Below are 26,167 nucleotides of genomic sequence, written 5' to 3'. Positions count from 1 at the left end.
TTAATATTTTAACAAAATGAAAAAAGTAGTATTAAGTTTAGCATCTGTTGCTATTATGACGTTCGTTTCGTGCGATAACTTCAATCAAACAAAACAAAAAGCAACAGAGACAATGGAACAAGTAAAAGAAGATGCTGGGAATGCTATGAATCAGATGAAAGAAGAAGCCGGAGAAGCTCTTGAGAACGCTCAAGAAAAAGTTAAAGATATGATTTCTAAGATTGAAGTACCTAAATTCAGCAACAATGAAGCTCAAAAAGTGGCTGATGATTACAAGAAATTCTTAGAAGAAAAAGCAGAAGCTCTAAAATCGGGAAGTACTGAAAAAGCAGAAGAATTTAAAGCCAAAGCTGCTGAGTGGAAAACTAAAATGGAAGAAGTTGGAGCTAAATTGACTCCTGAAGACGCTACAAAATGGTCAGAATGGAAACAAAAAATTTCTGAATTTGAGTTTTAATTTTGAGATAACAACTTAAATGAAAGGTCGCCTTTTGGTGACCTTTTTTTATTTTGAAAACGAGAACCTTATAATTATGAATTATTTACTATCTTTGCCCCTCAAGAAAATCAACACTATGGAAAAAGTTATTGACGAATCAAAGCAAGGACAAAGTCTTGTTTTGAAAGAAAATACGAACAATCACAAAAAATTATATATAGAGAGTTACGGCTGTCAGATGAATTTTTCAGATAGCGAAATTGTAGCTTCCATTCTTTCCGAACAGGGATATAATACCACACAAACGCTCGAAGAAGCCGATTTAGTTTTAGTAAATACGTGTTCCATTCGCGAAAAAGCCGAACAAACCATTCGTAAACGATTGGAGCAATTCAATGCCATCAAAAGAAATCGTCCTGCGATGAAAGTAGGAGTGTTGGGCTGTATGGCTGAACGCCTAAAACACGCTTTTCTGGAAGAAGAAAAAATCGTAGATATGGTGGTAGGACCTGACGCTTACAAAGATTTACCCAATCTTTTGCAAGAAGTAGAAGGCGGACGCGAAGCCGTAAACGTAATTCTTTCCAAAGATGAAACCTATGCTGATATTTCTCCTATTCGCCTCAACAGCAATGGAGTAACTGCCTTTGTTTCCATTACACGTGGTTGCGACAATATGTGTACGTTTTGTATCGTTCCCTTTACACGCGGACGTGAACGTAGCCGTGACCCTTTTTCTATCTTAAATGAAATCAAGGATTTAGAAGAAAGAGGCTTTAAGGAAATTACGCTTTTGGGTCAGAATGTTGACAGCTATCTTTGGTATGGTGGCGGACTAAAAAAAGATTTTGATAAAGCCAGTGAAATGCAGAAAGCCACTGCCGTAAATTTCGCAAAACTACTTGATATGGTGGCAATTGCTCACCCAAAGATGCGTATCCGTTTTTCCACATCTAATCCACAAGATATGACTCTTGATGTGATTGACACAATGGCAAAACATCACAATATTTGCAAATATATTCACTTGCCTGTACAAAGCGGAAGCAATCGTATCTTAAAGGCAATGAACCGATTACATACAAGAGAAGAGTATTTCACATTGATTGATAATATCCGAAAACGCATTCCTGAATGTGCCATTTCACAAGATATGATTGCTGGATTTCCTACAGAAACTGAAGCCGACCACCAAGATACACTTTCACTAATGGAATACGTAAAATACGACTTCGGATTTATGTTTGCCTATTCGGAACGACCAGGAACACTTGCTGCACGTAAAATAGAAGATGATGTTCCTGAAGAAGTTAAGAAACATCGTCTTTCTGAAATTATTGATTTACAACAAAAACACAGCTTACTTCGCACACAAGAAAAAGTTGGACAGATTTGCGAGGTGCTTATCGAAGGGAATTCCAAAAAATCAGACACCCAATGGATGGGACGAAACACGCAAAACACCGTAGTAGTTTTCCCGAAAGAACATTACAAAGTAGGTGATTTTGTGAACGTTAAAATAGAAAGTTGTACCTCAACCACCCTTATCGGAAAAGCTATCGGGTATAGCGAGATGAACTAATCTTTTGAAAATCATATTTATATGGAGAAAATAGCCAGTTTTTGTATTGACCACCTGAAAATGGAGCGAGGAATTTATGTTTCTCGTAAAGATTATGTTGGAAATGAAGTGCTTACTTCATTCGATATCCGTATGAAATTGCCTTATCGTGAGCCTGTTTTAGGAGCTGCCGAAATACACACGATTGAACATTTAGCAGCCACTTGGCTTCGGAATAGCTCTTGGAAAGACAAAATCATCTATTGGGGACCAATGGGTTGCCAAACAGGAAATTATTTGATTTTAGCAGGTGATTATTCTTCAAAGGATATTGTTCCGTTGATTACAGATTTATTCAAATATATGGCTGATTTTGAAGGTGAAATACCCGGTGCATCAGCTTTAGAATGCGGAAATTTTTATAATAACAATTTGCCAATGGCAAAATATGAAGCCAAAAAGTATTTGGAAGAAGTGCTTTACCACTTAAAAGAAGAAAATTTAGTTTATCCTAATTAACAACAAGTAATTAACTAAACTATTCATACAACTCCTAATTATGATATACGATTGGGAGTTTTTTTAGATTTCTAAAAATAAAAAAACCTCTTGAAAAAATCAAGAGGTTTTTGTTGGCTCACAAGGACTCGAACCTTGAATAACAGAACCAAAATCTGCTGTGTTACCATTACACCATGAGCCAATCATCATTTTTGCGGTGCAAAGATACATACTTTTTTTTAAGTTCCAAACATTTTTCAGAAAATTTTTAGCACATTCTTGACCACAAAAACAAAAATCATTAATAATCAATGACTTTAGTTAATTTAAAAGTTATCGGATAAGTAAAAACTAAATACGTGGGCTTCTGTTTTTCCATCGCTGGGGCTTTTATTGGGAGATTTTTAATGATTCGTATCGCCTCATTTCTTAAAATATGAGTCTCATCTCCCAAAGCAGCCAATATTTCGATGCTTTTATCTTCTCTTATCTTAAAAACAACATAAACAGTTCTTTGGATATTATATTTTACTGCCAATTCTGGATATTTAAATGCATTTTTTGCATATCTATCCAAACATTTTTGAAAGTTCTCCAAATTATCAGCTGACGTTTTACAAAATTGGATTTGTGGAAAAATTTCTGGAAACTTAAGCTTATGTGCTTCATTTTCATTGAAAACAATAGAAACAAGAGTTATGGAACCTACTGATTTTCCGTTCTTCATCGCTGGAATGAACTTCGGAAATTCTCTTGATTTTTTAACAACTTCCCTCATTAAAGTTTCGTCTTCTCCATCAATATCCTCTATCATAGAATTTCCATCAGAATCAATTTTTAACAACATATAAATCAATTTCCTTTGGTCACCTCTTAATTTTATTCTTTCGGACATAAAACTTTGAATACATTTATTCAAATACCTATTTGTATCATCTACATTTTCACAATTTTCCCACCTTGCTTGTACATCTGGATTAGTAAAATACACTTCCTCTTTGAGTGTTTCCAATCTCTTAAAAGTAAGAGGTATTGAATACACAAAATCAATGGATTTCCCAGATTTTTGAGCAGGAATAAATAAAGGCATCTGTTTTAAAAGTCTCTCTCCCTCTTCAATCAAAGCATTGTGATTAGAGTGAATTACTACCTTTTCAGCTTTCCCTTCAGCATTAACTTTAAATACAAGATAAGCTCTTCCATCAAGATTTTCAGGATTTTGCACATTTTCACTGAGATAAGTAATGAGACATTTTTTGAATCCCTCAATAGTTGCGTCTGCATCTTGGCAATCTCTCATTTTGGGATATTGTTCTGGTTCTACTTTCTCAGTAACAGAAGAGTTATTAGGCTGAATAGAATCTTTCTGCATAAAAAGATAATTATCAGTAATTCTGAATGCATAAGCTGAAAAAGACATCATCACAACAACAATTAAGAAATATTTTCTCATACACATTTAAAATTTGTGTTAATAAAAGCAAATATAACAATTTTATAATAAAATAAATAGTTATATTAGGAAAATTCCAAAATTAAAAATAAACATTCTTCAAAATTGAAACAGAGAATGAAAAATATGTATCACATAATAATATTTTTTTTCTGGCAGAAGGATTCATCTCTTCCTTTTTCAATATTATTTCGCTTGAAATGTGAGATTTATTATTTTATTTTTATATATTCGCAGACTTAATCAATTTCTTTTAAAAATTGAAGATTTACATTTATTTTTTTAAATCAAAACGATATGTTAACAAATAAAGATTTTAAAAAATATGACCTTATTGTAGGTTGGGTTACTTTTTTCATAGCTTTGACAACTTACGGATTAACTGTAGAACCAACTGTAAGTTTTTGGGATTGTGGCGAATATATATCCACAGCAGCAAAGTTGGAAGTGGGACATCCTCCAGGAGCACCATTTTTTCAGATGATGGGAGCTTTTTTTGCCTTTTTTGCTCCTGAAGCCGAAAAAGTAGCTTTATTTGTGAATTATATGTCTGTGTTTTCAAGTGCGTTCACGATTCTATTTTTATATTTCATAATTACAAATCTTACCAAAAAAATTGCTTTCAAAAATATTTCAGAAACAAACGAATTACCTATACCTCAAGTAATTGCCGTTCTGGGAAGTGGTTTCGTGGGAGCCTTAACCTACACTTTTTCTGACAGTTTCTGGTTCAATGCTGTTGAAGCTGAAGTTTACGCAATGGCGATGCTTTTTATGGCAGCTATGTTTTGGCTTGGAATAAAGTGGACTGATAATCTGCACACCGAACGAGGAGATAAATGGCTGATTTTAATATCATTAGTAGTAGGATTATCTTTCGGAGTGCATTTTATGGCTTTGCTTACAATTCCTGCTATCGGAATGTTGTACTTTTTCAACAGCAATTATGAGAAAAATTTTAAAAATTTCGTAATTGCAAATGTAGTTTCTATTGCAATTTTATTACTGATTTTCAAATTGATACTCCCTTACACATTAGCTTATTTTGGAAATTTAGAAGTCTTTTTTGTAAATTCATTAGGATTACCTTTCAACTCAGGGACAATTGCAGCGGGACTTTCAATTGTCATTGCCTTTTTCTTAGTACTTCGCTATGCTGCTAAAAAACAAAAAGTTTATTTGCAAACAACTACACTTTGCATAATGTTCGTTTTCATAGGGTTTTCATCGTGGCTGATGATTCCCATTCGTGCCAATGCTGATGTGGTTATCAATGAAAATAGCCCTACCGACGCACGTTTATTGTTGGCTTACTACAAATTAGAACAATATCCTGAAACTCACTTGTTTTACGGACCAATGTTTTCAGATAAATATGCGGGGCAAGATGAAGAAAATCCGTATAAGGATGACAAGCCAAAGTACGAAAGAGATTACGAAAATAATAAATATATCATTGTAAATGACTACGAAAATGTAAGAGTATCTCCCAATTCCAAACATACAGGTTTACTTCCACGTATGTGGAATCCACAGTACGCCGCAAACTATATGATGTTAACGGGTCTGCTTGACTTTTCAATTAAACCAGAATATTTTTCAAATAAAGAACTTCTTCAAGCAGTTAATGAGTTTAAAAAACAAATAAAATTAGGAAGAGTTACTCCTAATGAATATGATTTATTCCTGAGTAGATTTAGCAGTTACTTAAATGTTGAGAAGCCGAGTTTCCTTAAAAATATGGAATATATGTTCACCTACCAAATGAGCTATATGTATTTCCGTTATTTTATGTGGAATTTCGTTGGAAGACAAGATGATATACAAGGAAAAATATATAATGGTCACGGAAGCTGGCTTAGTGGCATCAATTTTATTGATTCGATGCGATTGGGTTCACAAAAAAATCTCCCTTCGGACGTTTTGAATAATAAAGCACGAAATACGTATTTCTTTTTACCACTAATTTTAGGTTTTTTAGGCTTGGTATTTATGGCTTTAAAAAGTGAGCAAAAAACGTGGGTGGTGTTCGTTTTATTTATGTTCACAGGTCTGGCCTTGAAAGTATATTTGAACGAAAAACCATTCGAGCCACGAGAGCGTGATTATGCGTTGGTTGGGTCATTTTTTGCTTTTGCAATATGGATTGGCTTTGGCGTATATGCTCTTTTTGAACTTCTTAAGAAAGTGACGAGCCAGAAATTATCCGCTCCAATTGCTGTAATCGTTTCCCTTTTGTGTGTCCCCACCTTGATGGCTTATCAAAATTGGGACGACCACGACCGCTCTGGAAAATACTCTGCTCAGGCAATTGCACATTGTTACTTAGATTCTGTTTCCGAAGATACGGGAGCTATGATTTTCACCATTGGAGACAATGATACATTCTTGCTTTGGTATGCTCAAGAAATTGAAGGCTACCGAACTGATGTGCGAACCATCAACACAAGTCTGCTCCAAACCGATTGGTATATTGACCAAATGAAACGAAAAGCCTACGAGAGCGACCCAATTCCGTCACAACTAAAACATAGTCAGTATGCCTACGGAGTTCGTGAAGCAGTATATTTTATTGAAAGAACGAAAAACACGTGGAATGTAAAAGACCTAATGAATTGGATTGCCAGTGACGACCCAAATACTAAAAATGTACTTGAAAATGGAAAAACAATTCATTACTATCCAACCAACAAAATTCGCATTCCAGTCAACAAAGAAAACGTTCTGAAAAGTGGCATAGTAAAACCTGAAGATGCTCACCTAATCGTTGATTATATCGATATAAAATTACCAAACGCCATTGATAAAGCCCGTTTGATGATGCTTGATATAATCGCTAATAACGATTGGAAACGCCCTATTTACTTCACTGGAGGAAGTTATGAAAATGAAGAATATATTTGGATGAAAGACTATCTGCAACTGGACGGATTGGTATACAAATTAGTCCCTATCAAGACTCCAGTTAATAAAAATTCTTCCGAAATGGGACGCATTGATAGCGATTTGATGTATGATATTGTGACCAAATGGAGATGGGGTAATATGGGAGATTCGAATATCTATCACGATGTTGAAACCCGCAGAAGTTCGATATCTTTCCGTCTGAATTTAGCCCGTTTGGTTGAGACATTGATTAAAGAAAAGAAAACTGATAAAGCTAAAAACATTATTAATTTGGCAATGGAGAATATGCCAATGGAATATTATGGCTATTACACATTCCTTTCGCCTTTCATTCAAGGATATTATCAAGTAGGTGAAGCTGAAAAAGGACGTGAATTGGCACAAAAAGTAATGAAAAAATATGAGGAAGAATTGGATTATTATACGCAACTTCCTGCAAATGAAATTTATCAGGAGTATGAAAATGTGGATGCTACCATACGTTATTATATGTCGCTACTTGTTGATATAGAAGATTTTGATAAAAAATTATACGATGAGAAATATCAATTACTCAAAAAACTAATTTCTCCTTTTCTGAATGAAGATGATTTGGAAGAATATGAAGTTATTGAAAACGATTCTTTAGTAAGTCCTAAAGCTACGAAAGATTCTTTAGATTCAATAACAAATTAAAAAACATCGGATAGTTTTAAGGTTTAACTATCCGATGTTTTTTCTATTTTAATATTCGTTCGAGAGCCATTCCTCTTGAACCTTTGATGAGGATAAAACTATTTGAAAAATCTTTCAAAACAAAAACTTTTTGGAAATCTTCAAAAGTCTTGAATTTTGGATACTTGCTTTTCGTTTTGAAAAAATTTTCGCCAACTAAAAAAACCTTCTCCCAAGTATTTTTCTCCACTAAATTTACAATATTTTGATGCTCTTGAGCCGCATAATCACCAAGTTCAAACATATCGCCAAGAATAAGAATTTTCTTTTTAAACCCTTGTATTTCAACTGCATTCATAATTGCTTCCGACATACTGCTGGGATTAGCATTGTAAGCATCTAACAAAATTGTATTTGTTTGTTGGTTTATAATTTGACTACGATTATTTTTAGGAACGTACTTTTCTACTCCTCGTTTGATTGCTTCTGATGAAATTTTAAAAAACCTTGCAAAAGCAATTGCTGCAGCAATATTCGTAAAATTATATTTTCCTACCAGATTGGATTTTATTTTTATCTTCTCACTCGAGAAATCTTCAATTTCAGTGGTATCCGTTACTTCTTCGGAAGCGTTCAACACTTCACTTACAGATGTTTCCCTGAAAGAAACCTCCACAGGATTAATTCCTAAACATTCCACAAAAACATTTACTTCTGGCTCATTACCAAAAGAATACACATTTTGATAATCACTCAACAATTTCTTTTGAAGTTCATCATTATTATTGAAAATGATGGTTTTATCTTGTTGTTTTAAGTAATCATATAGCTCCCCTTTAGCTTTGACAACCCCCTCAAAACTACCAAATCCTTCCAAATGAGCTTTCCCAATGCTTGTGATATAACCATAATCAGGCTCAGTAATGGAACACAAAAATTCGATTTCTTTAGGGTGATTTGCCCCCATTTCAACAATCGCAATCTCTGTTTCTGGTGTAATTGAAAGAATTGTTAAGGGAACTCCAATATGATTATTCAAATTCCCTTCTGTTGCTACTACATTAAAAGCCTCAGACAGAACCGATTTTATAAGCTCTTTAGTTGTAGTTTTTCCATTGCTCCCTGTAATTGCTATGATAGGAGTTTTGAGTTTTCTTCGGTGGTAACTTGCTAATTTCTGTAACGTAGTAAGTACATCTTCTACCAGAATTGTTCTTTCAGATAATTTTATGTTGGGATTATCAACAACAGCATACAAAGCTCCTTTGTTAAGAGCCTCTTCTGCAAACAAATTCCCATCAAAAGAATTCCCTTTTAACGCAAAATAAATACATTTTTCGGCAACATTTCTACTATCAGTGCAAACACCTGATGAAGCAAGAAGTTTTTTATATAAATCTTCCATAGAATAAAATCATATCTCATTAAAAAAACTCTGTAAACATACATCTACAGAGTTTCTAATTTTATCAACTTTTATATAATGTCTAACCTTTCGGAGTTTTATTTTTTCTAGAAGATTTTGCTCCCACGCGACTCATTGCATTTCTGAATCCAATATAGTCAGTTGCAATGTACTGGGGTAAATATCTTCTTTGTGAAGGGTCAATCCAGAATATACGATCTCTCCAAGAACCTCCTTTATAAACACGTACTTCGTCGTCGATTAAAGTAGTACGTTCATTCGATTTATCAAATATACGGCTCAATCCCATAGAATCTTTCTCAATTTTATGTTTCGGAGCATTGTACATCGTGTTTCTGTGGTCTTTTTCCTCTTTTGAAGAAGCTAATTCATCTCTACTTCCATAGTACCCACGTGAAGAAGATCTATCACCATCTTGGAAACTTCTGTTATCACTTCGTGTGAAATTGTAACGCAAATACGTCTCATTTTCATCAATAGGAACTGTTGCCAAGTTACCTGGAAGATTACGAGCAACGATTTTTCCATTACTAAGTGTATCGTACTTGATATTATCAGCAGTTACAACCACTTGCTTACCATCTTCTCCAATAGCGTGTTTCATATACACGTTTCCACGATAGTAGTTGAAATCACTCTCCCCATCATCAATTATTGGACGATAAACGTCAGCTACCCACTCAGCCACATTTCCTGCCATATCATACAATCCAAAATCATTTGGCGGATATGTTTTCACAGCAACTGTAATATCTCCTCTGTCATCTGACCAACCTGCTAGTCCTCCGTAATCTCCTTTCCCTTGTTTGAAGTTAGCTAATTGATCACCACGTGTAGCACGTTTTGTTGAACGGCTATATGCTCCGTCCCAAGGATATTTTTTTCTTCCTCTAATGTTATTGTACTCACGAATTCCGTTCAATGACTTAGCGGCATATTCCCACTCAACCTCAGTAGGTAAACGATACTCAGGAACTAAAATTCCGCTTGTTTGTTTTGCGTATGTTGGCTCACCTTCTTTAGTAACTGCTTTCTTACCTGCAAATTCTGACACTTTTCCCCCGTACGAATTTGACGGAGTGTTAAGATAAACATCTGTGCTGAAGGTACTTTCTGAATCTACCTGATAACGAGTATCTTTATTCAAATATCCAGATTTCTCTAAGATAGCTTCGTTTACACGGTCTGTGCGCCAAACACTAAACTGAACAGCTTGTACCCAGTTTACTCCAACAACAGGATATTCCGCATAAGCAGGGTGACGCAAATAGTTAGTGACCATTGACTCGTTAAATCCAAGAGAACTTCTCCAAACTAATGTATCTGGCAAGGCTCCTACATAGATATTTCTGTATTGTTCTTGATCTGGTGGGAATACGTGTTTCAACCAATCCAAATATTCCATATACATTTTGTTGGTAACCTCCGTTTCATCCATATAGAATGATTGCACGTGTTGCTGTGTTGGAACGTTATTCCAATCGTGCATCACGTTATCTTGAACTTGTCCCATAGTGAAAGTACCTCCCTCCACTAGTACAAGACCAGGAGCAGCTTCTTGTTCTTTAAAGTCAGTATTGTACTGGAAGCCTCCTTCTTTAGAGTTAATTTTCCATCCTGTTGCATTTGAAATATTTTTATCAGATTTCTTTCCACAACTTGTGACCAAAGACAAACCTGAAAAAATAGCGATTACAACGAAAATTCTAAGCAGATTATTCTTCATAGTAAACCTATATTATTAGCATAAATTTCGGGTGCAAGATAGCAAAACTTTCTATAATAAAAGTAATTGACTAAACATTTTAACTTCTATACATTTGTTAGATACAAAAACACAAACAAATACTTTTTTAATTATCAAACACTTATACAAAAAATTATCTTTTCAATTTATAAAAAAATTAATACCTTTTTATAAAAAAAATTAACATTTTCGGTTGTCTTTTTTTGTTAGAATACCCCTTAAAATCTGTATATTTTTTCAAAAAACTCAATAAAGTCCTTTACATTTGAAATAATCAAGTACCCATAATTGAAAAACGAGACTAAAGTTTTTCACCTTAATCTCATTTTTCAGATCGCCAAATTAGTGTCTTTTCTTTTAAATTTAATCAATAATCTGTACTAACTTTTTACCCTCCAGACGAATTTTGTATTGTAAGGACGTTGAATTCTCAAAAATAAATTGACTACAATCAAATTCCCTACTAAGAAATTCCTGATGTAAAGCAGCTAAGTAAGCACCTCGAACACCTACCCAACCCTTATTACCTACCTCTCTGTTAAAAACCTCTATTAGCTCATCAATTGTCATTTTTGAGAAACGAAGTTTGTAATCCTGAAAATAATCTTGAAGTGTTTTTTCTTTTCTTTCCATTGTATTGTATATTATAATTGATTACTACACCTACAACAGAAGTTATGAAGTCACAATAGAAGAAACCTTTGTTTTTGGCAGGTTGCCCTCATTCTAAACCACCGTGGCTGGCTTTAGCTCGGTTGGTGTCCTGACACTCAGAAACTCCTGATGATGGCACAAAGGTAAAACATTTTTATATTTCCTACAAATTTTATTTGTTTTCAACAGAGAAAGGAAAAACCTCAAAAAAGCTGTTTCGTAAATAAAAACAAAATTCTCTAAAAAAGGAACGGATAGTTCCGCTCCTTAATGTATTATTTTTTCTTGCCTCGAGCTTTGACCACCTCGTTCATATCGTCGATGATTTTAGCTACTTTGTCGGCAAAAGTGGTGTATTTTGCCTCATCGACAAGGGTCATCGCTACCAAATATGGAATCAACTTTTTGTTTATCAATCCTAAAAGTGGTTTGCGGAGGCTACTAGCACTAACTTTTGAAAGGTTTTCGGTAAATGCTTCCTCGTATTGCAGACGTAATCTAGCAAATTCCTCCTGCGTGGTGCGGATTTGTGCAATTGCCTCGCTCACTCCCGAAAGTTCTGTCACAGATGCCTGAACCTCACTTGCCGACAAGTCTTTGAGCAACGAATCAATCAGGTTCGACTCGCTGGAATAGTTCTCTTCAGTGATTTTTACGCCGTATTTCTTGAAAATGGCAACGATTTTCTGTCCGTGAGCTTTGGTATTTTCCACCGGAAACACCTCATAGGCTTTGAGCATTTTGTCCAACACACGAATGGCTTCGTCACGCTCGGCATCAGCATCTTCGAGTTTCGATACAGCTTTGTCTTTTTTTATGGCTTCGGTAATGGCATCGCCTTGGGTTTGTATTTCCGAAAGAAGGTTTTTCAAAAACGCATCGTCCTGCAAAGTAGCAGTACCTTTGTAAAGAACCGCCAATCGGTTGGCAACATCGCCCACTTCGGTAATTCTGGAGTTGAAATGTAAATTTTTCATAATTGGTAAAATTAAGTGATTGTACTTTTTATGGTGTATGTTTGCATAAACACTTGCTTTGTTCCCTTTCCAAACATTTATGCATTCATAATGGATTGTTTTCTTCTGTTTTTAGTTAATTATGCATTCATAATTGGTCGCCCATATTTCCGTTGGAGTTTTTATGTGTTCATAATTCTATACTTTTACTTACGCTTTATGATTTATGAAATCATAACAGCCACAAATATAGGGAAAATAGTTTTATAAAATATTCAAGATAATATAAACTAAAAATATCCCTAATGAGACAAATGTCCAAAAAATACTACTATTATAGTGTTCAAATTTTTTAGCTGCTATTTTAGAGTTAATAAAAATTTGAGAATTCAAATCCTTTAGATATTCTTCTTCGTTTTCACTGTTTGTAGCTTGTTCAAAATCTTGAAAGTTCTTTTGAGCTATCGTACCAAAAAATGAGTTGGAACTTGTAATCAATCCCGTTTGTTCATATACATCAGAATTTATTCTCGCTCTCAAAGTATTATAAATATGATAAAAAGACTTTCCTATACTACCCAAAAAGGCAATTACCAATATAAATAAAAGAAAGTTCTTTACACTTTCCCAATTCCATTTATCTGCCACTTCAAAGGAGAAAACATTCATCATCTCCTTTCCCATATCAGAAGTAAATATAATGGTAAGGATTACACCATAAAAGGTAAGAATAAAGGAACTTTTGGTATCACAATTCGTTATCCATTGATTGACGAGCTCTAATCTCTTCTGGGCTTTTTCTATTTTATCTTTCATAATTTCATTGTTATATTTTCCATATAACAACTCCACCATAAACTTCTTCAGACACATTTTTTATCTTATGATTAAGTTGTTTTTTCCAAAAATTTTCTCTGATACTTTTTATATTTGGATTTTCCCTCTTATATCCATTAAAAACAGTTGCTGTCATTAGGATGGGAGGAAAAGAAATTTTTTCTTTTTCAAAGTTAAGAATATCTTGATTATTATATTGAAACTTTCCATTATTATAAGATAAATTTTTAGAAAACCCTTCGTGGGATACTATTTCTTCCAATGGTTGTCCTGATTTTATATTAAATGAACGGAATTCTAAATAAGAAGGAATAAAACTTTTATATTTTACTTTAACTCTCTCTATTTCTTTATTTGCTACATCGGTTAATCTTGAAGCAATATTGGCTGGTTTGCCTACCCATACCAAGTTTTTATTTTCTATATTTTCATTACCTTGTCTTTGTATACCTACTTTTATAACTTTCATTTCTCCATAATCTATACCAATACCACATTTGAAATCTACATTAGTAAAAACCTCTCTCATTATCTTCGAGGTATGGTTAATGGATATAGCACAATCTACAACATTGGTAAAACAATTATTGGCAGGAAAAACAATCATTACCCTATCACCTATAATATTTCTAACGAAACCGTTGTGTTGTTGTGCGATTTTTAGCATAGATTTGTAAAAAGCAGTATAGATTTTTCCCATTGTATTGATTCTGTGGTCATCATACAGAGATACTGAATTTCTTATATCTACATACAATACGCAAGTTTTTATTATTTTACCTCTTTTAGTAACTCCACTTTCAAATGTTAACCCCTGACCATCTCTCGAGGGAACATTTTGAGTAGTGGCATATCCAAATGATGTATTTTTCACATCTTTAATATCATTGCGTATTATGTCAAGAAAGTCTTTTTTATTCATAGTTTTGTCTTTATTTTAAATTAAGAATGAGGTAAAATACCTCATTCTCTATAACGTGGTTTTAATAACTTAAAATTTCTCTACACCACCACATTCACGATTTTCCCTTTTACTACGATGATTTTTTTCGGAGGGCTGCCACCAAGTTGGGCTTGGGTGCGTTCGTCTGCCAAGATGATTTTTTCCACTTCTTCGTTGGGCATATCCAAAGGCAATTCGATTTTGAAACGCACTTTTCCGTTGAACGACACTGGATATTCTTTCGTACTTTCTACCAAATATTTCTCTTCAAAAGTAGGGAACGGCACTCGGCTAATGCTTTCATTATGACCTAAAACTTCCCAAAGTTCTTCGGCAATGTGCGGTGCATACGGCGAAATCAGCACTGCCATTGGTTCTAAAATCGCTCGTTTGTTGCATTTGATTTTTTGCAATTCATTTACCGCAATCATAAATGCCGATACCGAAGTATTGAACGAGAAATTCTCAATGTCGTACTCCACTTTTTTGATGAGCGTATGCAAGATTTTGTATTCTTCTTTGGTCGGTTCTTCATCAGAAATGGAAACCACATCGCCATCAAAATACAAGTTATAAAACTTCTTCAAGAAGCCTGAAACGCCCGTAATTCCTGCGGTATTCCAAGGTTTTGCCTGTTCCAACGGACCTAAAAACATTTCATACAAACGCAATGTATCGGCTCCGTATTGCTCACAAATATCATCAGGATTCACGACATTATATTTTGATTTCGACATTTTTTCGACCTCACGAGATGTTATAAAATTTCCATCTTCCTCAGTAATCATATTTTTTTCAAAATTGATATAACGAACAAAATCTTCAACCTTTTTTAATTTTTCAAAATCAATACTATCATCCAAATTTACAGCAGAAACATTTATATGAAAGAAGTTTTCTACCTTTTCTATGTAAAAGTTTTCTTCACCAATATCATCAATAAATTGTCTATAAATTTTAACAATTTCTCCTTTTAAGTAACTATTATCAATGTTTTTTACAGAAACTCGTCCCTTAATAAAGTCCGATATTTTTTTGGAAATATAAATGTTAGCTGAGTAATCTTTTATAAACTCTTTTAATTTATCCTCATCAGCACTAGGATATGGTAACAAAATATTGGCAAACGCACTTGTTCCCAAAATCATTCCTTGATTTATCATCTTTTGGAAAGGCTCTTCGGCTTGTATAAATCCTCTGTCTTTCAGGAACTTATTCCAAAAACGAGAATACAATAAATGCCCTGTGGCGTGCTCGCTTCCACCGATGTACAAATCTACATTTTGCCAATAATTTAGGCTATCTTGCGAGGCAAATTCCTTTTCATTGTGTGCGTCCATATAACGAAGCCAATACCAAGACGACCCCGCCCAACCCGGCATCGTAGAAAGTTCCAAAGGAAAAACCGTTTGATTGTCAATCAAATCAGTACTTACGATTTTCTCTTCGGCTTCGTTCCAAGCGTATTCTTTTGCGTTCCCTAATGGTGGGTCGCCATCTTCGGTTGGGAGGTATTTTTCCACTTCAGGAAGTTCCAACGGCAAGGCTGAAAGCGGCAACGTGTAAGGCATTCCGTTTTTATAATAAACAGGCACAGGTTCGCCCCAATACCGCTGACGCGAGAAAATAGCATCTCTTTGTCGGTAGTTGATTTTAGCCTTCCCTACTCCCGTTTTTTCCAATTCTTCAAGGATTTTTTCAGTAGCTTCTTCGTAATCCATTCCGTTGAGAAAATCCGAATTTTGCAATTTGAAACCACCTTTTTCAGTAAATGCGTTTTCTGAAATATCTTTATCAAAAATATTGATGATTTCAGGCATTCCTTCCGCACCTGCAAAATGTTTTGCAAAAGCATAATCACGTTCATCTCCCGCAGGAACTGCCATTACCGCCCCCGTTCCGTAACCTGCTAATACATAGTCGCCTATCCAAATTGGCAAGTAATAGCCTGTTGCTGGGCAGACAGCATAAGCTCCCGTAAACACTCCCGAAATAGTTTTGGTATCCGCCATTCTATCTCTTTCCGAACGCTTGGAAGTCGCTTCGATATAATCCAAAACGGCTTGTTTTTGTGCTTCGGTTGTAATTTGTAAAACCAATTCGTGTTCGGGAGCCAAAGTGAGATAAGTTACGCCGAAAATGGTGTCGGGTCTTGTTGTAAAAACGGTAATATGTTCAACGTTTGAAGTTTCAGGTTCAAGGTCTTGGGACTTTGAACTTAGAACTTTAAACTTGATTAACGCCCCTTTTGATTTTCCTATCCAATTGCGTTGGCTTTCTTTTACGGATTCACTCCAATCCACCGTTTCTAAGCCTTGCAACAATCGCTCGGAATAGGCGGTAATACGCATACTCCATTGCGTCATTTTCTTTTGAAAAACAGGATATCCACCTCGTTCCGAAACGCCATTTACCACCTCATCGTTCGCTAAAACGGTTCCCAAAGCCGGACACCAATTAACGGTAGTTTCGGCACGAAACGCCAAACGATAATTGAGTAGAATGTTTTGTTTTTCTTCTTCGCTGTAATTTTTCCATTGCTCAGCGGTAAAGTGAAGCTCTTCGGTCTGAGCCGCATTTAGGTTTTCCGTTCCGAATTTCTCGAAATGCTGAACAAGTGTTTGGATATCTTCCGCTTTATTGGTAGTGTTGTTATACCACGAATGAAACAATTGAATAAAAATCCATTGTGTCCATTTGTAATAATCAGCATTTGAAGTCCTTACTTCTCTACTCCAATCGAACGAAAAGCCAATTTTGTCGAGCTGTTCACGGTAACGAGCAATGTTTTCACGAGTGGTTTTTTCGGGGTGTTGCCCTGTTTGTATGGCGTATTGCTCGGCAGGTAATCCAAACGAATCGTACCCTTGCGGATGCAACACATTAAAGCCTTTGTGACGTTTGTATCGTGCGAAAATATCCGATGCAATATACCCAAGTGGATGCCCCACGTGCAACCCCGCTCCCGATGGATACGGAAACATATCTAATACATAAAATTTCGGTTTTTCTGAATAGTTTTCTGTTTTAAAAGTTTGGTTTTCTGACCAATATTTTTGCCATTTGGCTTCGATGTCTTTATGGTTGTAGTTCATAGTGCAGACCGCATACGCGGTTATTTTAATTTGTTAATAATCTGATTAAAGGCACAAAAATAGGGAATTTCTGGCAAAGTAATAATATATTCTAAATAGTAATATGCTTAAATCTAAACTTTGAAAGAGAGATTAAGTAAAAAGAGTCGCTCACCGAAATGAACGACTCTTTTTCATAAGTTATTTTTCTTTCAGAATGAAATTACTTCTTAATTACTGATTTGAATTCTCCATCTGTAATTTCAATCACTCTTTTGCTTTCTTTATGTATCATTTTACCAGAAAATGTACCCGAAACAAGATATTCTGCCTCTCCCTCAGGGCTTATTTGCAATTGTTTTAACTCTGTTATTGTGACGGTTATAGGAAAAGATTCTACATTGCTAACAACACCATTGACACGAGTTACAATATGAGATGAATATCTTTCGTATCTTGGGGATTTACGAATAAAACTTAGTCCAAAATTTATTTCTTGGGGATTAGACAACTTAAAAGCATACGTTTTTCCAACCTGAGGCTTTTCTCTGAAAGGGAAACGAATCTTAAACTCATAAAGATCATCTTCCCAAGCGTTTTTATTAATACCTTTCGCTTCCATTTCCCAAAGATATACCGCTTTTGATGGTCCAAACCCTGGATAAAGTCTGAAATCCTCCAACTTCTCCTTTGCAATCCACCACTCACCATCTACTTTCACACGAATATAAGGTGGCTCCAATTGAGGAACTTCTTCCGAATTATCATCTTTCTTGCAACTCAGAAGACTTATCGCCAACACAAAAAATATTCCTAAAACATACTTTGCTTTTACCATAACTATTAAAATTTAAAATTACTACTGAACTAAAAAAATATTTTTTTAACCAAAAACGTGAAAACTCTCCAACAACACTAAAAAAAGAAATCCTGACAGAAAACCAATAAATGCCAACCATAAAATATTTTTAGTATACCAGAAGAAGTCAATTTTTTCCATACCCATTGCCGCTACTCCCGCTGCCGAACCGATGATAAGCAAACTTCCGCCTGTTCCTGCTGCAAAAGCAATAAAATGCCATAATCCACTATCGATGGGCTCTTGAAACATTCCAATACTTGCTGCAACAAGTGGAACATTATCAATCACTGCCGATCCAATTCCTAACAAAGCAACTACAATATTTTGATTAGGAATGGTTTGATTCAGTACATTTGCAAAATTATAAAGCACTCCGATAGACTCCAAAGCTGCCACACCAAGCAGAATTCCTAAGAAAAATAAAATACTCGACATTTCAATGCGAGACAATGCCTTATGCGGAGAAAATGAAACTGCCGTATCTTCATCTAATTCCTTAATTGGCTTGAGTAATTCCGAGAAAAACCACATCGTTGCTAAGGCGAAGAGCATTCCCATATAAGGAGGCAAACCCGTTATTGTTTTGAAAATCGGAACAAAAATAATCGATACAAAGCCAATAATGACTACAGGTAAACTACTTTTAAAAGCCTGTGTTTTGTCAGAGCGTGGAATATCCAAACGTCCCTGAAAAACAGGAAGAAAAGAAGCTATTAAAAACGGCACTGCAAAGCAAATAATAGAAGGCATAAGTACATATTCTGTCAATTTAGCAGGTGTTACCTTATCTGCCATCCAAAGCATTGTTGTCGTTACATCTCCAATAGGTGACCAAGCTCCACCTGCGTTGGCTGCGATAACCACAAGCGACACATACCACATTCGTTCCGTGCGAAGTGGAACCAATTTGCGAACAATGGAAATCAATACAATTGTTGCCGTAAGATTATCAATCAAAGCAGATAGAAAAAATGCTACAATACCTAAAATCCAGAGGAGCTTTTTCTTTTTTCTAGTTTTTATAATCTTTTTAATGATTTCAAAGCCTCGATGCATATCAATAATTTCAACAATAGTCATTGCACCAATGAGGAAGAAAAGAATTTCCCCAATTTTACCCAAATGATGCAATAAAATAGCGTCAATTGCTGAAGCATTATCCGTTGTGTTGATAGGAACAAGTCCTTCGCTACTAACATCAAAAACAACAAGATTAGCTGTTTTCAACAAAGCCCAACAAACCGAAGCCATTCCTAAAGCCGAAATTGTTTTGTCAATTTTTACCTGATGCTCAATGGTAATAAAAAGATAACCAATAAAAAATATGGCAATAACCCAAATTTCCATAATTCAATGATTTGAATATTAAAATATTTTTATTTTGGGTGCAAATGTAATATAAAAGAGCATATGTAAAACCTTTACTATCTTTTTTTACAGAAAATTGAAGAGTATGTAGAGAAAAGTTATTTCACTATCTCAATATCTACGAGTAGCTCTCCCTTATTTGTATCATCGGTAATATCCATAAAAGCTCTTCGAGTAAGGTCTATTTCTCGGGTTTTCTTCACCGGACCTCGATCATTTACGATAACATAAATCCATTTACCATTTACACGATTAATTACCTTGAGTTTTGTCTCAAAAGGCAATGTTCGATGTGCGGCAGTCTGTTTGCTATTATCGAAGATGGTACCATTAGCTGTTTTTCGCCCGTTAAATTTATCGTGATAATAAGTAGCAATCACTTGTTTTTTATAAGATTCTGTTGGAGCAAGAACTACATTTTTAGCATCTTTTTGGTGCGACGCCTTCTTAGAATCTTTTCCCTTTTGAAATTTCGTTTTTTCTTTTTTAGTCGAAATATTCCTTTTAGAAGTTTTTGTACTTTTCATTTTTGTAGTTTGTTTTTTAGAGTTTTCTTTATAAGTTTTTTGTCCACTACAAGCTGTTATGCTTCCTATCAGGAATAAAAATGTAAGTAATTTTCTAATTTTCTGTTTCATTTCTTTTCATTTTTTTTGCAAAAATATTTATTTTTCAGAATCTTAACGAGATTTCTTAAAAATAAAAGTTTACAACAAAAAATAATTATTGGCTTGGATTTTGAAGAGATGTTTAAGCTTAGTAAAAAATAATGAGAAAAAATATTATTTTTCACCTACTCTATTGAGTTAACTTTGTAACACAGAAATAATTTTCACAAGCAAAATGAAAGAAAAAGAAGAAAATAACGACTTTTATTATTCTGAAAAAGGATATAAAATTTTCAAAGAATCATACCTCTTAAAAAGAGGATATTGTTGCCAGAGTGGCTGTAAACATTGCCCATATGGATACAATAAAAAAACAGGAAAGGTTGAGAAAAAACACAAATAGAAAAACATTTATCATTCCGTTAAAGAGAAAAAAAAATAATTTTTTCAGCAATATTTTTTTTGCAAATAAGAAAAGAATTACTACCTTTGCACTCGCATATGAAATGGTGGTTTTAGCTCAGTTGGTTAGAGCGTCGGATTGTGGTTCCGAAGGTCGCCGGTTCGAGCCCGGTATTCCACCCAAACATTTTCACATTTTAAAATTTTATGGTTACTAAAAAAGAGTGATTTTTCTAGAAAAATCACTCTTTTTTTCATTATACATCAAAATGAGAGTTTTTTATTCTCTCATTTTGTCAATATTTTTTTCGAATATTAATATCTTGTTGTACTAATTACATACAAATCTGAAAAATCTTCCTTAGTCCAAGCATATTGAGTAATTTCTCTTTCTCCAAAAGCAAAAAGCTTATTCTCATAAAAAATCACATCTTTAAAGCTTTTATTTTCCGAATGAACAAGTATTGGATTTGCTGGATTTTTTACATCAAAAAACTTCAAATCATCATCACAAATCACCAAATAATCACCTTTTAAAGCAAGTCCTTTGGGCTGAGTCAAATTTCTTTCGTGAATTTTTACAGGATTTTTTAGATTTCCAATATCATATACTTGTAACACATTCAGATTATTACCACAAAAACTATTGGAATGCAGTGTAACAAAAGCGTGTGAAGCATTTGCAACTACGGGGTCACAAGCGTTAAAATGCCTATACTCAGATAATTTTTCGGGTGATTCAGGTTTTTCAATCGAATAAATATACATTCCGCTTCTTGAGCCAATGAACAAAAATTCATTCAATGAAAACAAGGTTTCAATATCAAAACCAACGTAAATTGTGTTTACTTTTGATGGATTTGTAGGATTCTGAACAGAAAAAACATTTAACCTTCCTGAATCCACCACATACAGATAATCACCAACCAAAGAAAATGTAGCCAACGAACCGCCTACACTATCCGAGCTTTTTGTAAACGCATCATTATTAGATTCTTTACTACAAGAAATTGCCATTACAACAAACAATAGCACAAAAAATATCTTTCTCATATCATTAGGAATTTTAATTGTTTTTAACTTTTTTATGCCAATCTACCACCACCTTGCCTTCCGAAGAAACCGGATAATAACCATCGGGCGACCTAAGCGCAGGAAAGGTATTTCGGATACGATCGTGAATTGTAATCTTATTTTGAGAAATATCAAAACTGAATGCCACCAAATCCACCACCTGATTAACATACATAACATCTCCTCTGATGGCTAAATCCGTTGCACCTGGTATTTTCAAAAAAACTTTCAATTCAGGTTTTTCTGGGTTGGAGTTATCGTATACGTAGAAACCTTTGTTCGTATCTCCAATGAACATATAACTATCCTTAAGATAGATTTTCCCTGCATTTTTAACATTTGCATTTCCAGAGGTTTTCACCAAAGTAATTGAATTTTCAAAAGCAGAACGTTCCATAATTTCAGGCTCATAAGCAGAATAATAAATATCATCTCTGCTATGAGGACAAGAAAAAAGAGCAAAACTCATCAATGTAAAAAATAAATAAATTTTCATAACTTTACTTTAAAAAATCTTCTTCGCAAAGATATAAATTGTTTCCAAAACAAACAATTTATAATGAATAAAAATAACTGCAATCTTATTTTATAAAAAATTTAACAAGTATTTGTTTTTATTGCTTTAACCATAATTTTACATCATTACACAGCAAAACTTTTAAATTATTCGTATTTTTTTAACATTCCCCATTTATCATTTTTTCAACAAAAAATCTATTTTATTAAAAATATTTTAAAAAAATAAATTAAAAAATTTGCATATTAATATTTGCTCTATATATTTGCAAAATAAAAATAAGTATGCATACTCAAATCAGGTAGAATTAAATTAACAACCGAAAATCAAAGACTGCCTTGAAGTGTAAAAAACACATCTGAGATTGTAGGTCATTAAATTATTTTTTTTTATGAAAAATTTTAGAAACTTTTTAAATGTATTCCTTTTTAGTGGAATTATTGCTTTTGCTGTTAGTTGTAACGAAAAAAGAAATGAAGAACCTTCTGTTTACACAGAGGTTGTGGAAACTGTACTTGAATTGCCACGTAAGGATGGTAAGGGAATAGAAAAACTAAATGTTACTTTTAAAGGAACCTTTGACGAGGAAGGTAATTGGATAAGTAAAGAGGTTTCTGAAAATGTGCTTAATTATTTTGGGTTGGATTCCCAACTTTCTTTTGAAAACTTTATAGAAAATAAAGTAGCTGAGCAACAAATAGCACAAGCCATTGTAGCAAGGAATGCTAATTTTCCCGAAATCTATGCAGGAGTAGCTGGTGACCACAACCACGCAGAATGTATTGACAAATGCAATGACAAGTATACAGACGAGAATGGGAATAAAACAAAAGGAAGAGGAGCTTGTAAATTCAACTGTTGGGTAGAAACAGTTAAGGAGATAATAGATGATTTAGCTAAAATCCTTTAAAAACAACTAATTTGCAAACCAATTTAGATACATAAGAGTCTGGAAATTAATATATTCTAAGAAAATATCCAAATTGGTTTTGCTTAAAAAAGAATATTCTTATGAAAAAATTTATTTTAATAATATTGTTGGCCTTCTCAATCAGCTCTTGCCAGTGCTTATTACTAAAAACTTTTGGAGTGACCAAATCAGCATTAAAACACAAACGCGTAATGGTTAAGGGAGACAGAGAGATAATTTACATACCAATGGCTCACTTAGGCAAACAAACATATTATGATGAAGTAAAAGCTTTTGTTACAGAAAAACGCAAACAAGGTTATAAGATTTATTACGAAGCAGTACTGACAGACACTGTCGCCCTTCGAAAAGGACAGTTGGACACATTGCGATTAAAACGTAGGAAACTTTTAGGGTTTCATCTTTCTAATTATAGCGACGAAAATAACAAGTCTATGCCTAAATGTTATAAAAAATATATAGGGCAAACCTTGGATAACACAGGCGTTTCACAAAGGACAGACACCAATGCCGACTTACGTTTTGAGGAAATCATTGCCCGTTATGAAGCAAAATACGGTGAAATTCCGTTGGATGAGTGCGATTACAGCACACCTTTAAATGCTCCTTACCAATGCAACCCTATACCTAATGTACACAGAAGCAACAGCAAGTATCGTTTCACACAGGAGTTTCGTAATGAGCATTTGGAAAAATTGTTGATTGATAGTAAAGATAAGAAAATCTTACTGCTTTATGGAGAATCCCATTGGTTACAAGCAATATGGCCTACTTTACGTAATGAAGGTTTTCAGCTTGTTGAGGGGAAAATTTAAAATTTTTAGGTCTGTAATCCACATCAAAACAAAGAATAAAAACTTGTATCTGTTAAAAAGACTAAAACTTTTATTTTTTGTTTTGATTCTCTTTGTTCTTTTTCAAAATATAAAAAACTTGCACAAAAACCAAGAAAGCATTAGGCAAAATAATCGGAATACTATCTATCAAAAATCCGTAAATAACAAAAAGAATGCAGCCAACCAAATTGGTGAAACGTATGTACAGTATGTTGTCCTTAATCAGAAAACTAATCACAACAAAAAATGAAGCAACATAACCAATCAAATCAATCATTGTTTCTATTTTTTAGGTTTTTATTTTTGAGCAATTCGCACCCTCGAAGAAGCTAAAAACGAAGCTAAAACTCCTAAAATTACAATTGTCCCAAAAACAACTAAAATATTTATCCATTCAATTTCAACAGGATACGGAAGCGTAGAGCTTATCATAATCCACTCAAATTTCTTTTGTAGAAATACGATAATAATACCCAATACAACCCCAACACACGCACCAATAACCGAAACCATTGTACCTTGCAGAAAAAATATTTGCTGCATTTGTTTTTCTGTCATTCCTAAGGCGTATAGCGTTTTTAAGTCCTTCTTCTTATCCAAAATCATCATTATAATAGCCCCAACTAAATTAAAAAAAGCTATGATGAGTACCAATATAAAAATCAGATAGATAGCAACATTTTCAGTATTTAACATTCGATATAATGCATCATTAAGTTGGGCTCTGTTCTTTACAATGACTTTATCTCCGAAAACGGAATGAATCGCTTCAGTAGCTTCTTCTTCGGCTACATTTTCTGGCAATTTTACCTCAATGGCTGAAACTTGATTTGATTGCAAACCCAAAACATACTGAGCTTCTGACAATGAAGAAAATACGTATTTTTTATCTAATTCTTCTGTTATTTGATAAATTCCTGAAATTGTAGCAAATGTTTCGCGATAAGGTTTTGCTTCCTGCGTTATACTTCCTTTACCTGCCTTAGGCACAACAATTTGCAAAGGAGAAGAACCATCAAAAAAAGCCAATCCCAAATGATTGAAGATAGTAGCACCAATTACAACACTGGGCGGACTAACATCCCAAGTTCCCAAAACAAGAATACTATCAACCTCATTTACAGAAGAATAGTTTTCATCAACTCCTTTTATGTAAGCAATGTGATTTTTCTCTTTATGATTTAGAAACACTTGTTCTTCAATTATCTGGCTGAAGTTTGCAATTTCTTTAGTGTTTCTTAATTTTGTTATTTCTTCTTCAGAAATTGTAATGGTTTTTCCTATTTTCGGAAATATCTTTAAATCAGGGTCAAATACAGAGGAAAACGAAAGCGTAAACGTCTTCAAACCAGCAAATCCCGCCAGAACAATGAACAAAGCTGCCCCACCAATGACCACCACTAAAGCCGTAACCCAATTGATGATATTAATGACATTTTGCGAACTTTTCGCAATCATATAGCGTTTTGCTATGTGAAAGACAGCCTTCAAAAACTTATGATTTTTTTCGTTTGTAAAGCAAATCACGATTTTCTATCGGATTTTCTTCACCTTTGAGCGATTTTTCAATACCTTCAATATATTGCAAAGAATCATCTACATAAAATAGTAAATCAGGCATACGTCTGAATTGATTTTTTGTAATTTGTGATAATTCGTGCTTAATCATTGGTGTATTGGATATCAACCCTTTAAGAATTTCAGGAGCTTTTTCCTCTGGGAATACACTCAAATAAACTTTTGCCACAGATAAATCTACTGTAATATTCACTTTAGTTACAGAAATGAGTAAATTATGCTGACCTGCATCACGAATTGACTGCTGTAATATCTTGGCAAGTTCTTCTTGAATGATACCCGCTATTTTTTTTTGTCTGTTACTTTCCATATGGCAAAGATAAATGATTTAAGTTGAAAAAGAAGAATTAAGAATTCAAAAAAGTTATCGTGTTGATTTCAAACAATTAATATACTTTGAACTTAACTACTTGATAGCCATAGAAAAAAGTGTACTACCTTTCTCTAAAAATCCCATTCGCTTGTACAGACGATGAGCCGCTTCACGTTTTGGATTCGAATACAATAGTAGCATATTAACTTCCAATTCCTTAGCTTTTTCAATTAAAAATTGTGTAAGACGTTCACCAATTCCTTTCTTTCTGTAATTTGACGAAACTACCACATCTTCAATCCAAGCTTTTCGACCTGAAATAACATCATAAACAGCCATTGTGGCCATTCCAACGATTTTATTTTCATCAGTGCATAAAGCGATGTACGGACTTTGGGCAAGACTAAAAAGTTTCTCCAAAGAAACTGTTTGCATGTCAGAGAGTTCGGAAAACAAATCTTGTATCTGTTTTTCAATTGATGATGTTATATTTGTCTTCTCAAGAAAAAATATTTTCATAGGTTTA

Annotated in this window: 24 protein-coding genes, 2 tRNA genes and 1 riboswitch; of the genes, 8 read left to right on the top strand and 18 right to left on the bottom strand. The window is 34.0% G+C overall.

All coding sequences use genetic code 11. The features are described from left to right. Positions 1 to 16 precede the first annotated feature (16 nt). The 3 genes from CGC48_RS06710 to CGC48_RS06700 all read left to right on the top strand — a co-directional run bounded on the left by CGC48_RS06710 (position 17) and on the right by CGC48_RS06700 (position 2,519). On the top strand, positions 17 to 457 hold the full coding sequence (locus tag CGC48_RS06710; RefSeq protein ID WP_098028959.1) for a hypothetical protein: 441 nt from the start codon (positions 17 to 19) through the stop codon (positions 455 to 457). A 118-nt stretch (positions 458 to 575) separates the two neighbouring features. Further along, positions 576 to 2,021, top strand: a complete 1,446-nt coding sequence (gene miaB, locus CGC48_RS06705; RefSeq protein WP_098029786.1) for a tRNA (N6-isopentenyl adenosine(37)-C2)-methylthiotransferase MiaB — start codon at positions 576 to 578, stop codon at positions 2,019 to 2,021. A gap of 21 nt (positions 2,022 to 2,042) precedes the next feature. Further along, positions 2,043 to 2,519, top strand: a complete 477-nt coding sequence (locus CGC48_RS06700; RefSeq protein WP_026193767.1) for an S-ribosylhomocysteine lyase — start codon at positions 2,043 to 2,045, stop codon at positions 2,517 to 2,519. A 113-nt stretch (positions 2,520 to 2,632) separates the two neighbouring features. Here the strand turns inward: CGC48_RS06700 and CGC48_RS06695 are convergent. Both CGC48_RS06695 and CGC48_RS06690 read right to left on the bottom strand, forming a co-directional pair. Further along, positions 2,633 to 2,703, bottom strand: a tRNA-Gln gene (locus CGC48_RS06695). Between the two features lie 99 nt (positions 2,704 to 2,802). After that, positions 2,803 to 3,954, bottom strand: coding sequence for an energy transducer TonB (locus CGC48_RS06690; protein WP_157909880.1), 1,152 nt, complete (start codon positions 3,952 to 3,954; stop codon positions 2,803 to 2,805). 297 nt (positions 3,955 to 4,251) lie between these two features. Here CGC48_RS06690 and CGC48_RS06685 point away from each other — a divergent pair, with 297 nt between their 5' ends. Further along, positions 4,252 to 7,536 carry a glycosyltransferase family 117 protein gene (locus CGC48_RS06685; RefSeq protein WP_098028957.1) on the top strand — a complete coding sequence of 1,095 codons (3,285 nt, stop codon included), beginning with the start codon at positions 4,252 to 4,254 and terminating at the stop codon, positions 7,534 to 7,536. Positions 7,537 to 7,579: 43 nt separating this feature from the next. Here the strand turns inward: CGC48_RS06685 and CGC48_RS06680 are convergent, their stop codons facing one another. The 10 genes from CGC48_RS06680 to CGC48_RS06635 form a co-directional block, all read right to left on the bottom strand. Further along, complete coding sequence (locus tag CGC48_RS06680) at positions 7,580 to 8,920, bottom strand: UDP-N-acetylmuramoyl-tripeptide--D-alanyl-D-alanine ligase (RefSeq protein WP_098028956.1); 1,341 nt, start codon at positions 8,918 to 8,920, stop codon at positions 7,580 to 7,582. Between the two features lie 82 nt (positions 8,921 to 9,002). Beyond that, a complete protein-coding gene (gene gldJ, locus CGC48_RS06675; protein WP_018278671.1) occupies positions 9,003 to 10,667 on the bottom strand; it encodes a gliding motility lipoprotein GldJ in 1,665 nt (554 codons plus the stop codon). 384 nt (positions 10,668 to 11,051) lie between these two features. Continuing rightward, positions 11,052 to 11,321, bottom strand: coding sequence for a hypothetical protein (locus CGC48_RS06670; protein WP_018278670.1), 270 nt, complete (start codon positions 11,319 to 11,321; stop codon positions 11,052 to 11,054). 60 nt (positions 11,322 to 11,381) lie between these two features. Then, a riboswitch (SAM-I-IV-variant riboswitch) is annotated at positions 11,382 to 11,480 on the bottom strand. Between the two features lie 137 nt (positions 11,481 to 11,617). Further along, on the bottom strand, positions 11,618 to 12,319 hold the full coding sequence (locus CGC48_RS06665) for a DUF6261 family protein (RefSeq protein ID WP_098028955.1): 702 nt from the start codon (positions 12,317 to 12,319) through the stop codon (positions 11,618 to 11,620). Positions 12,320 to 12,562: 243 nt separating this feature from the next. Then, positions 12,563 to 13,114: a hypothetical protein gene (locus tag CGC48_RS06660; protein ID WP_157909879.1), complete on the bottom strand. Its 552-nt coding sequence runs from the start codon at positions 13,112 to 13,114 to the stop codon at positions 12,563 to 12,565. A 10-nt stretch (positions 13,115 to 13,124) separates the two neighbouring features. Then, entirely contained in the window at positions 13,125 to 14,057 is a 933-nt protein-coding gene (locus CGC48_RS06655) for an adenylate/guanylate cyclase domain-containing protein (RefSeq protein ID WP_098028953.1), read from the bottom strand. Between the two features lie 80 nt (positions 14,058 to 14,137). After that, positions 14,138 to 17,173 carry a leucine--tRNA ligase gene (locus CGC48_RS06650; RefSeq protein WP_098028952.1) on the bottom strand — a complete coding sequence of 1,012 codons (3,036 nt, stop codon included), beginning with the start codon at positions 17,171 to 17,173 and terminating at the stop codon, positions 14,138 to 14,140. Between the two features lie 202 nt (positions 17,174 to 17,375). Further along, positions 17,376 to 17,990, bottom strand: a complete 615-nt coding sequence (locus tag CGC48_RS06645; protein WP_098028951.1) for a hypothetical protein — start codon at positions 17,988 to 17,990, stop codon at positions 17,376 to 17,378. Between the two features lie 45 nt (positions 17,991 to 18,035). After that, complete coding sequence (gene nhaD, locus CGC48_RS06640) at positions 18,036 to 19,361, bottom strand: sodium:proton antiporter NhaD (RefSeq protein ID WP_098028950.1); 1,326 nt, start codon at positions 19,359 to 19,361, stop codon at positions 18,036 to 18,038. A gap of 119 nt (positions 19,362 to 19,480) precedes the next feature. After that, a complete protein-coding gene (locus tag CGC48_RS06635) occupies positions 19,481 to 20,020 on the bottom strand; it encodes a septal ring lytic transglycosylase RlpA family protein (RefSeq protein ID WP_232780468.1) in 540 nt (179 codons plus the stop codon). 205 nt (positions 20,021 to 20,225) lie between these two features. Between CGC48_RS06635 and CGC48_RS11735 the strand changes: the two genes are divergently transcribed. Further along, positions 20,226 to 20,393, top strand: coding sequence for a DUF5522 domain-containing protein (locus CGC48_RS11735; RefSeq protein ID WP_018278660.1), 168 nt, complete (start codon positions 20,226 to 20,228; stop codon positions 20,391 to 20,393). Between the two features lie 105 nt (positions 20,394 to 20,498). Next, positions 20,499 to 20,574 (top strand) — tRNA-His (locus CGC48_RS06630). A gap of 133 nt (positions 20,575 to 20,707) precedes the next feature. Here CGC48_RS06630 and CGC48_RS06625 read toward each other — a convergent pair. Then, positions 20,708 to 21,445: an LVIVD repeat-containing protein gene (locus tag CGC48_RS06625; protein WP_232780467.1), complete on the bottom strand. Its 738-nt coding sequence runs from the start codon at positions 21,443 to 21,445 to the stop codon at positions 20,708 to 20,710. 13 nt (positions 21,446 to 21,458) lie between these two features. Next, positions 21,459 to 21,962 (bottom strand): hypothetical protein, encoded by a 504-nt coding sequence (locus CGC48_RS06620; protein WP_098028948.1) that lies wholly within the window; start codon positions 21,960 to 21,962, stop codon positions 21,459 to 21,461. Between the two features lie 412 nt (positions 21,963 to 22,374). Here CGC48_RS06620 and CGC48_RS06615 point away from each other — a divergent pair, with 412 nt between their 5' ends. Both CGC48_RS06615 and CGC48_RS06610 read left to right on the top strand, forming a co-directional pair. Beyond that, positions 22,375 to 22,893: a hypothetical protein gene (locus CGC48_RS06615; RefSeq protein ID WP_098028947.1), complete on the top strand. Its 519-nt coding sequence runs from the start codon at positions 22,375 to 22,377 to the stop codon at positions 22,891 to 22,893. A 101-nt stretch (positions 22,894 to 22,994) separates the two neighbouring features. Then, complete coding sequence (locus tag CGC48_RS06610; RefSeq protein WP_098028946.1) at positions 22,995 to 23,729, top strand: hypothetical protein; 735 nt, start codon at positions 22,995 to 22,997, stop codon at positions 23,727 to 23,729. A 70-nt stretch (positions 23,730 to 23,799) separates the two neighbouring features. Here CGC48_RS06610 and CGC48_RS06605 read toward each other — a convergent pair whose 3' ends face one another. The 4 genes from CGC48_RS06605 to CGC48_RS06590 form a co-directional block, all read right to left on the bottom strand. Further along, complete coding sequence (locus CGC48_RS06605) at positions 23,800 to 24,027, bottom strand: SemiSWEET family transporter (protein ID WP_098028945.1); 228 nt, start codon at positions 24,025 to 24,027, stop codon at positions 23,800 to 23,802. A 20-nt stretch (positions 24,028 to 24,047) separates the two neighbouring features. Then, entirely contained in the window at positions 24,048 to 25,208 is a 1,161-nt protein-coding gene (locus CGC48_RS06600; RefSeq protein WP_098028944.1) for an ABC transporter permease, read from the bottom strand. 37 nt (positions 25,209 to 25,245) lie between these two features. After that, the gene (gene rbfA / locus CGC48_RS06595) at positions 25,246 to 25,638 is read right to left on the bottom strand and encodes a 30S ribosome-binding factor RbfA (RefSeq protein WP_041993906.1); all 393 of its coding nucleotides are present in this window, start codon (positions 25,636 to 25,638) and stop codon (positions 25,246 to 25,248) included. Between the two features lie 96 nt (positions 25,639 to 25,734). After that, positions 25,735 to 26,160 carry a GNAT family N-acetyltransferase gene (locus CGC48_RS06590; protein ID WP_098028943.1) on the bottom strand — a complete coding sequence of 142 codons (426 nt, stop codon included), beginning with the start codon at positions 26,158 to 26,160 and terminating at the stop codon, positions 25,735 to 25,737. Positions 26,161 to 26,167 lie beyond the last annotated feature (7 nt).

The sequence above is a fragment of the Capnocytophaga cynodegmi genome (assembly GCF_002302475.1).
Classification (GTDB): Bacteria; Bacteroidota; Bacteroidia; order Flavobacteriales; family Flavobacteriaceae; genus Capnocytophaga; species Capnocytophaga cynodegmi.
Note: the sequence above shows the minus strand (reverse complement) of the source record. Positions and strands in the feature narration are given on the sequence as shown.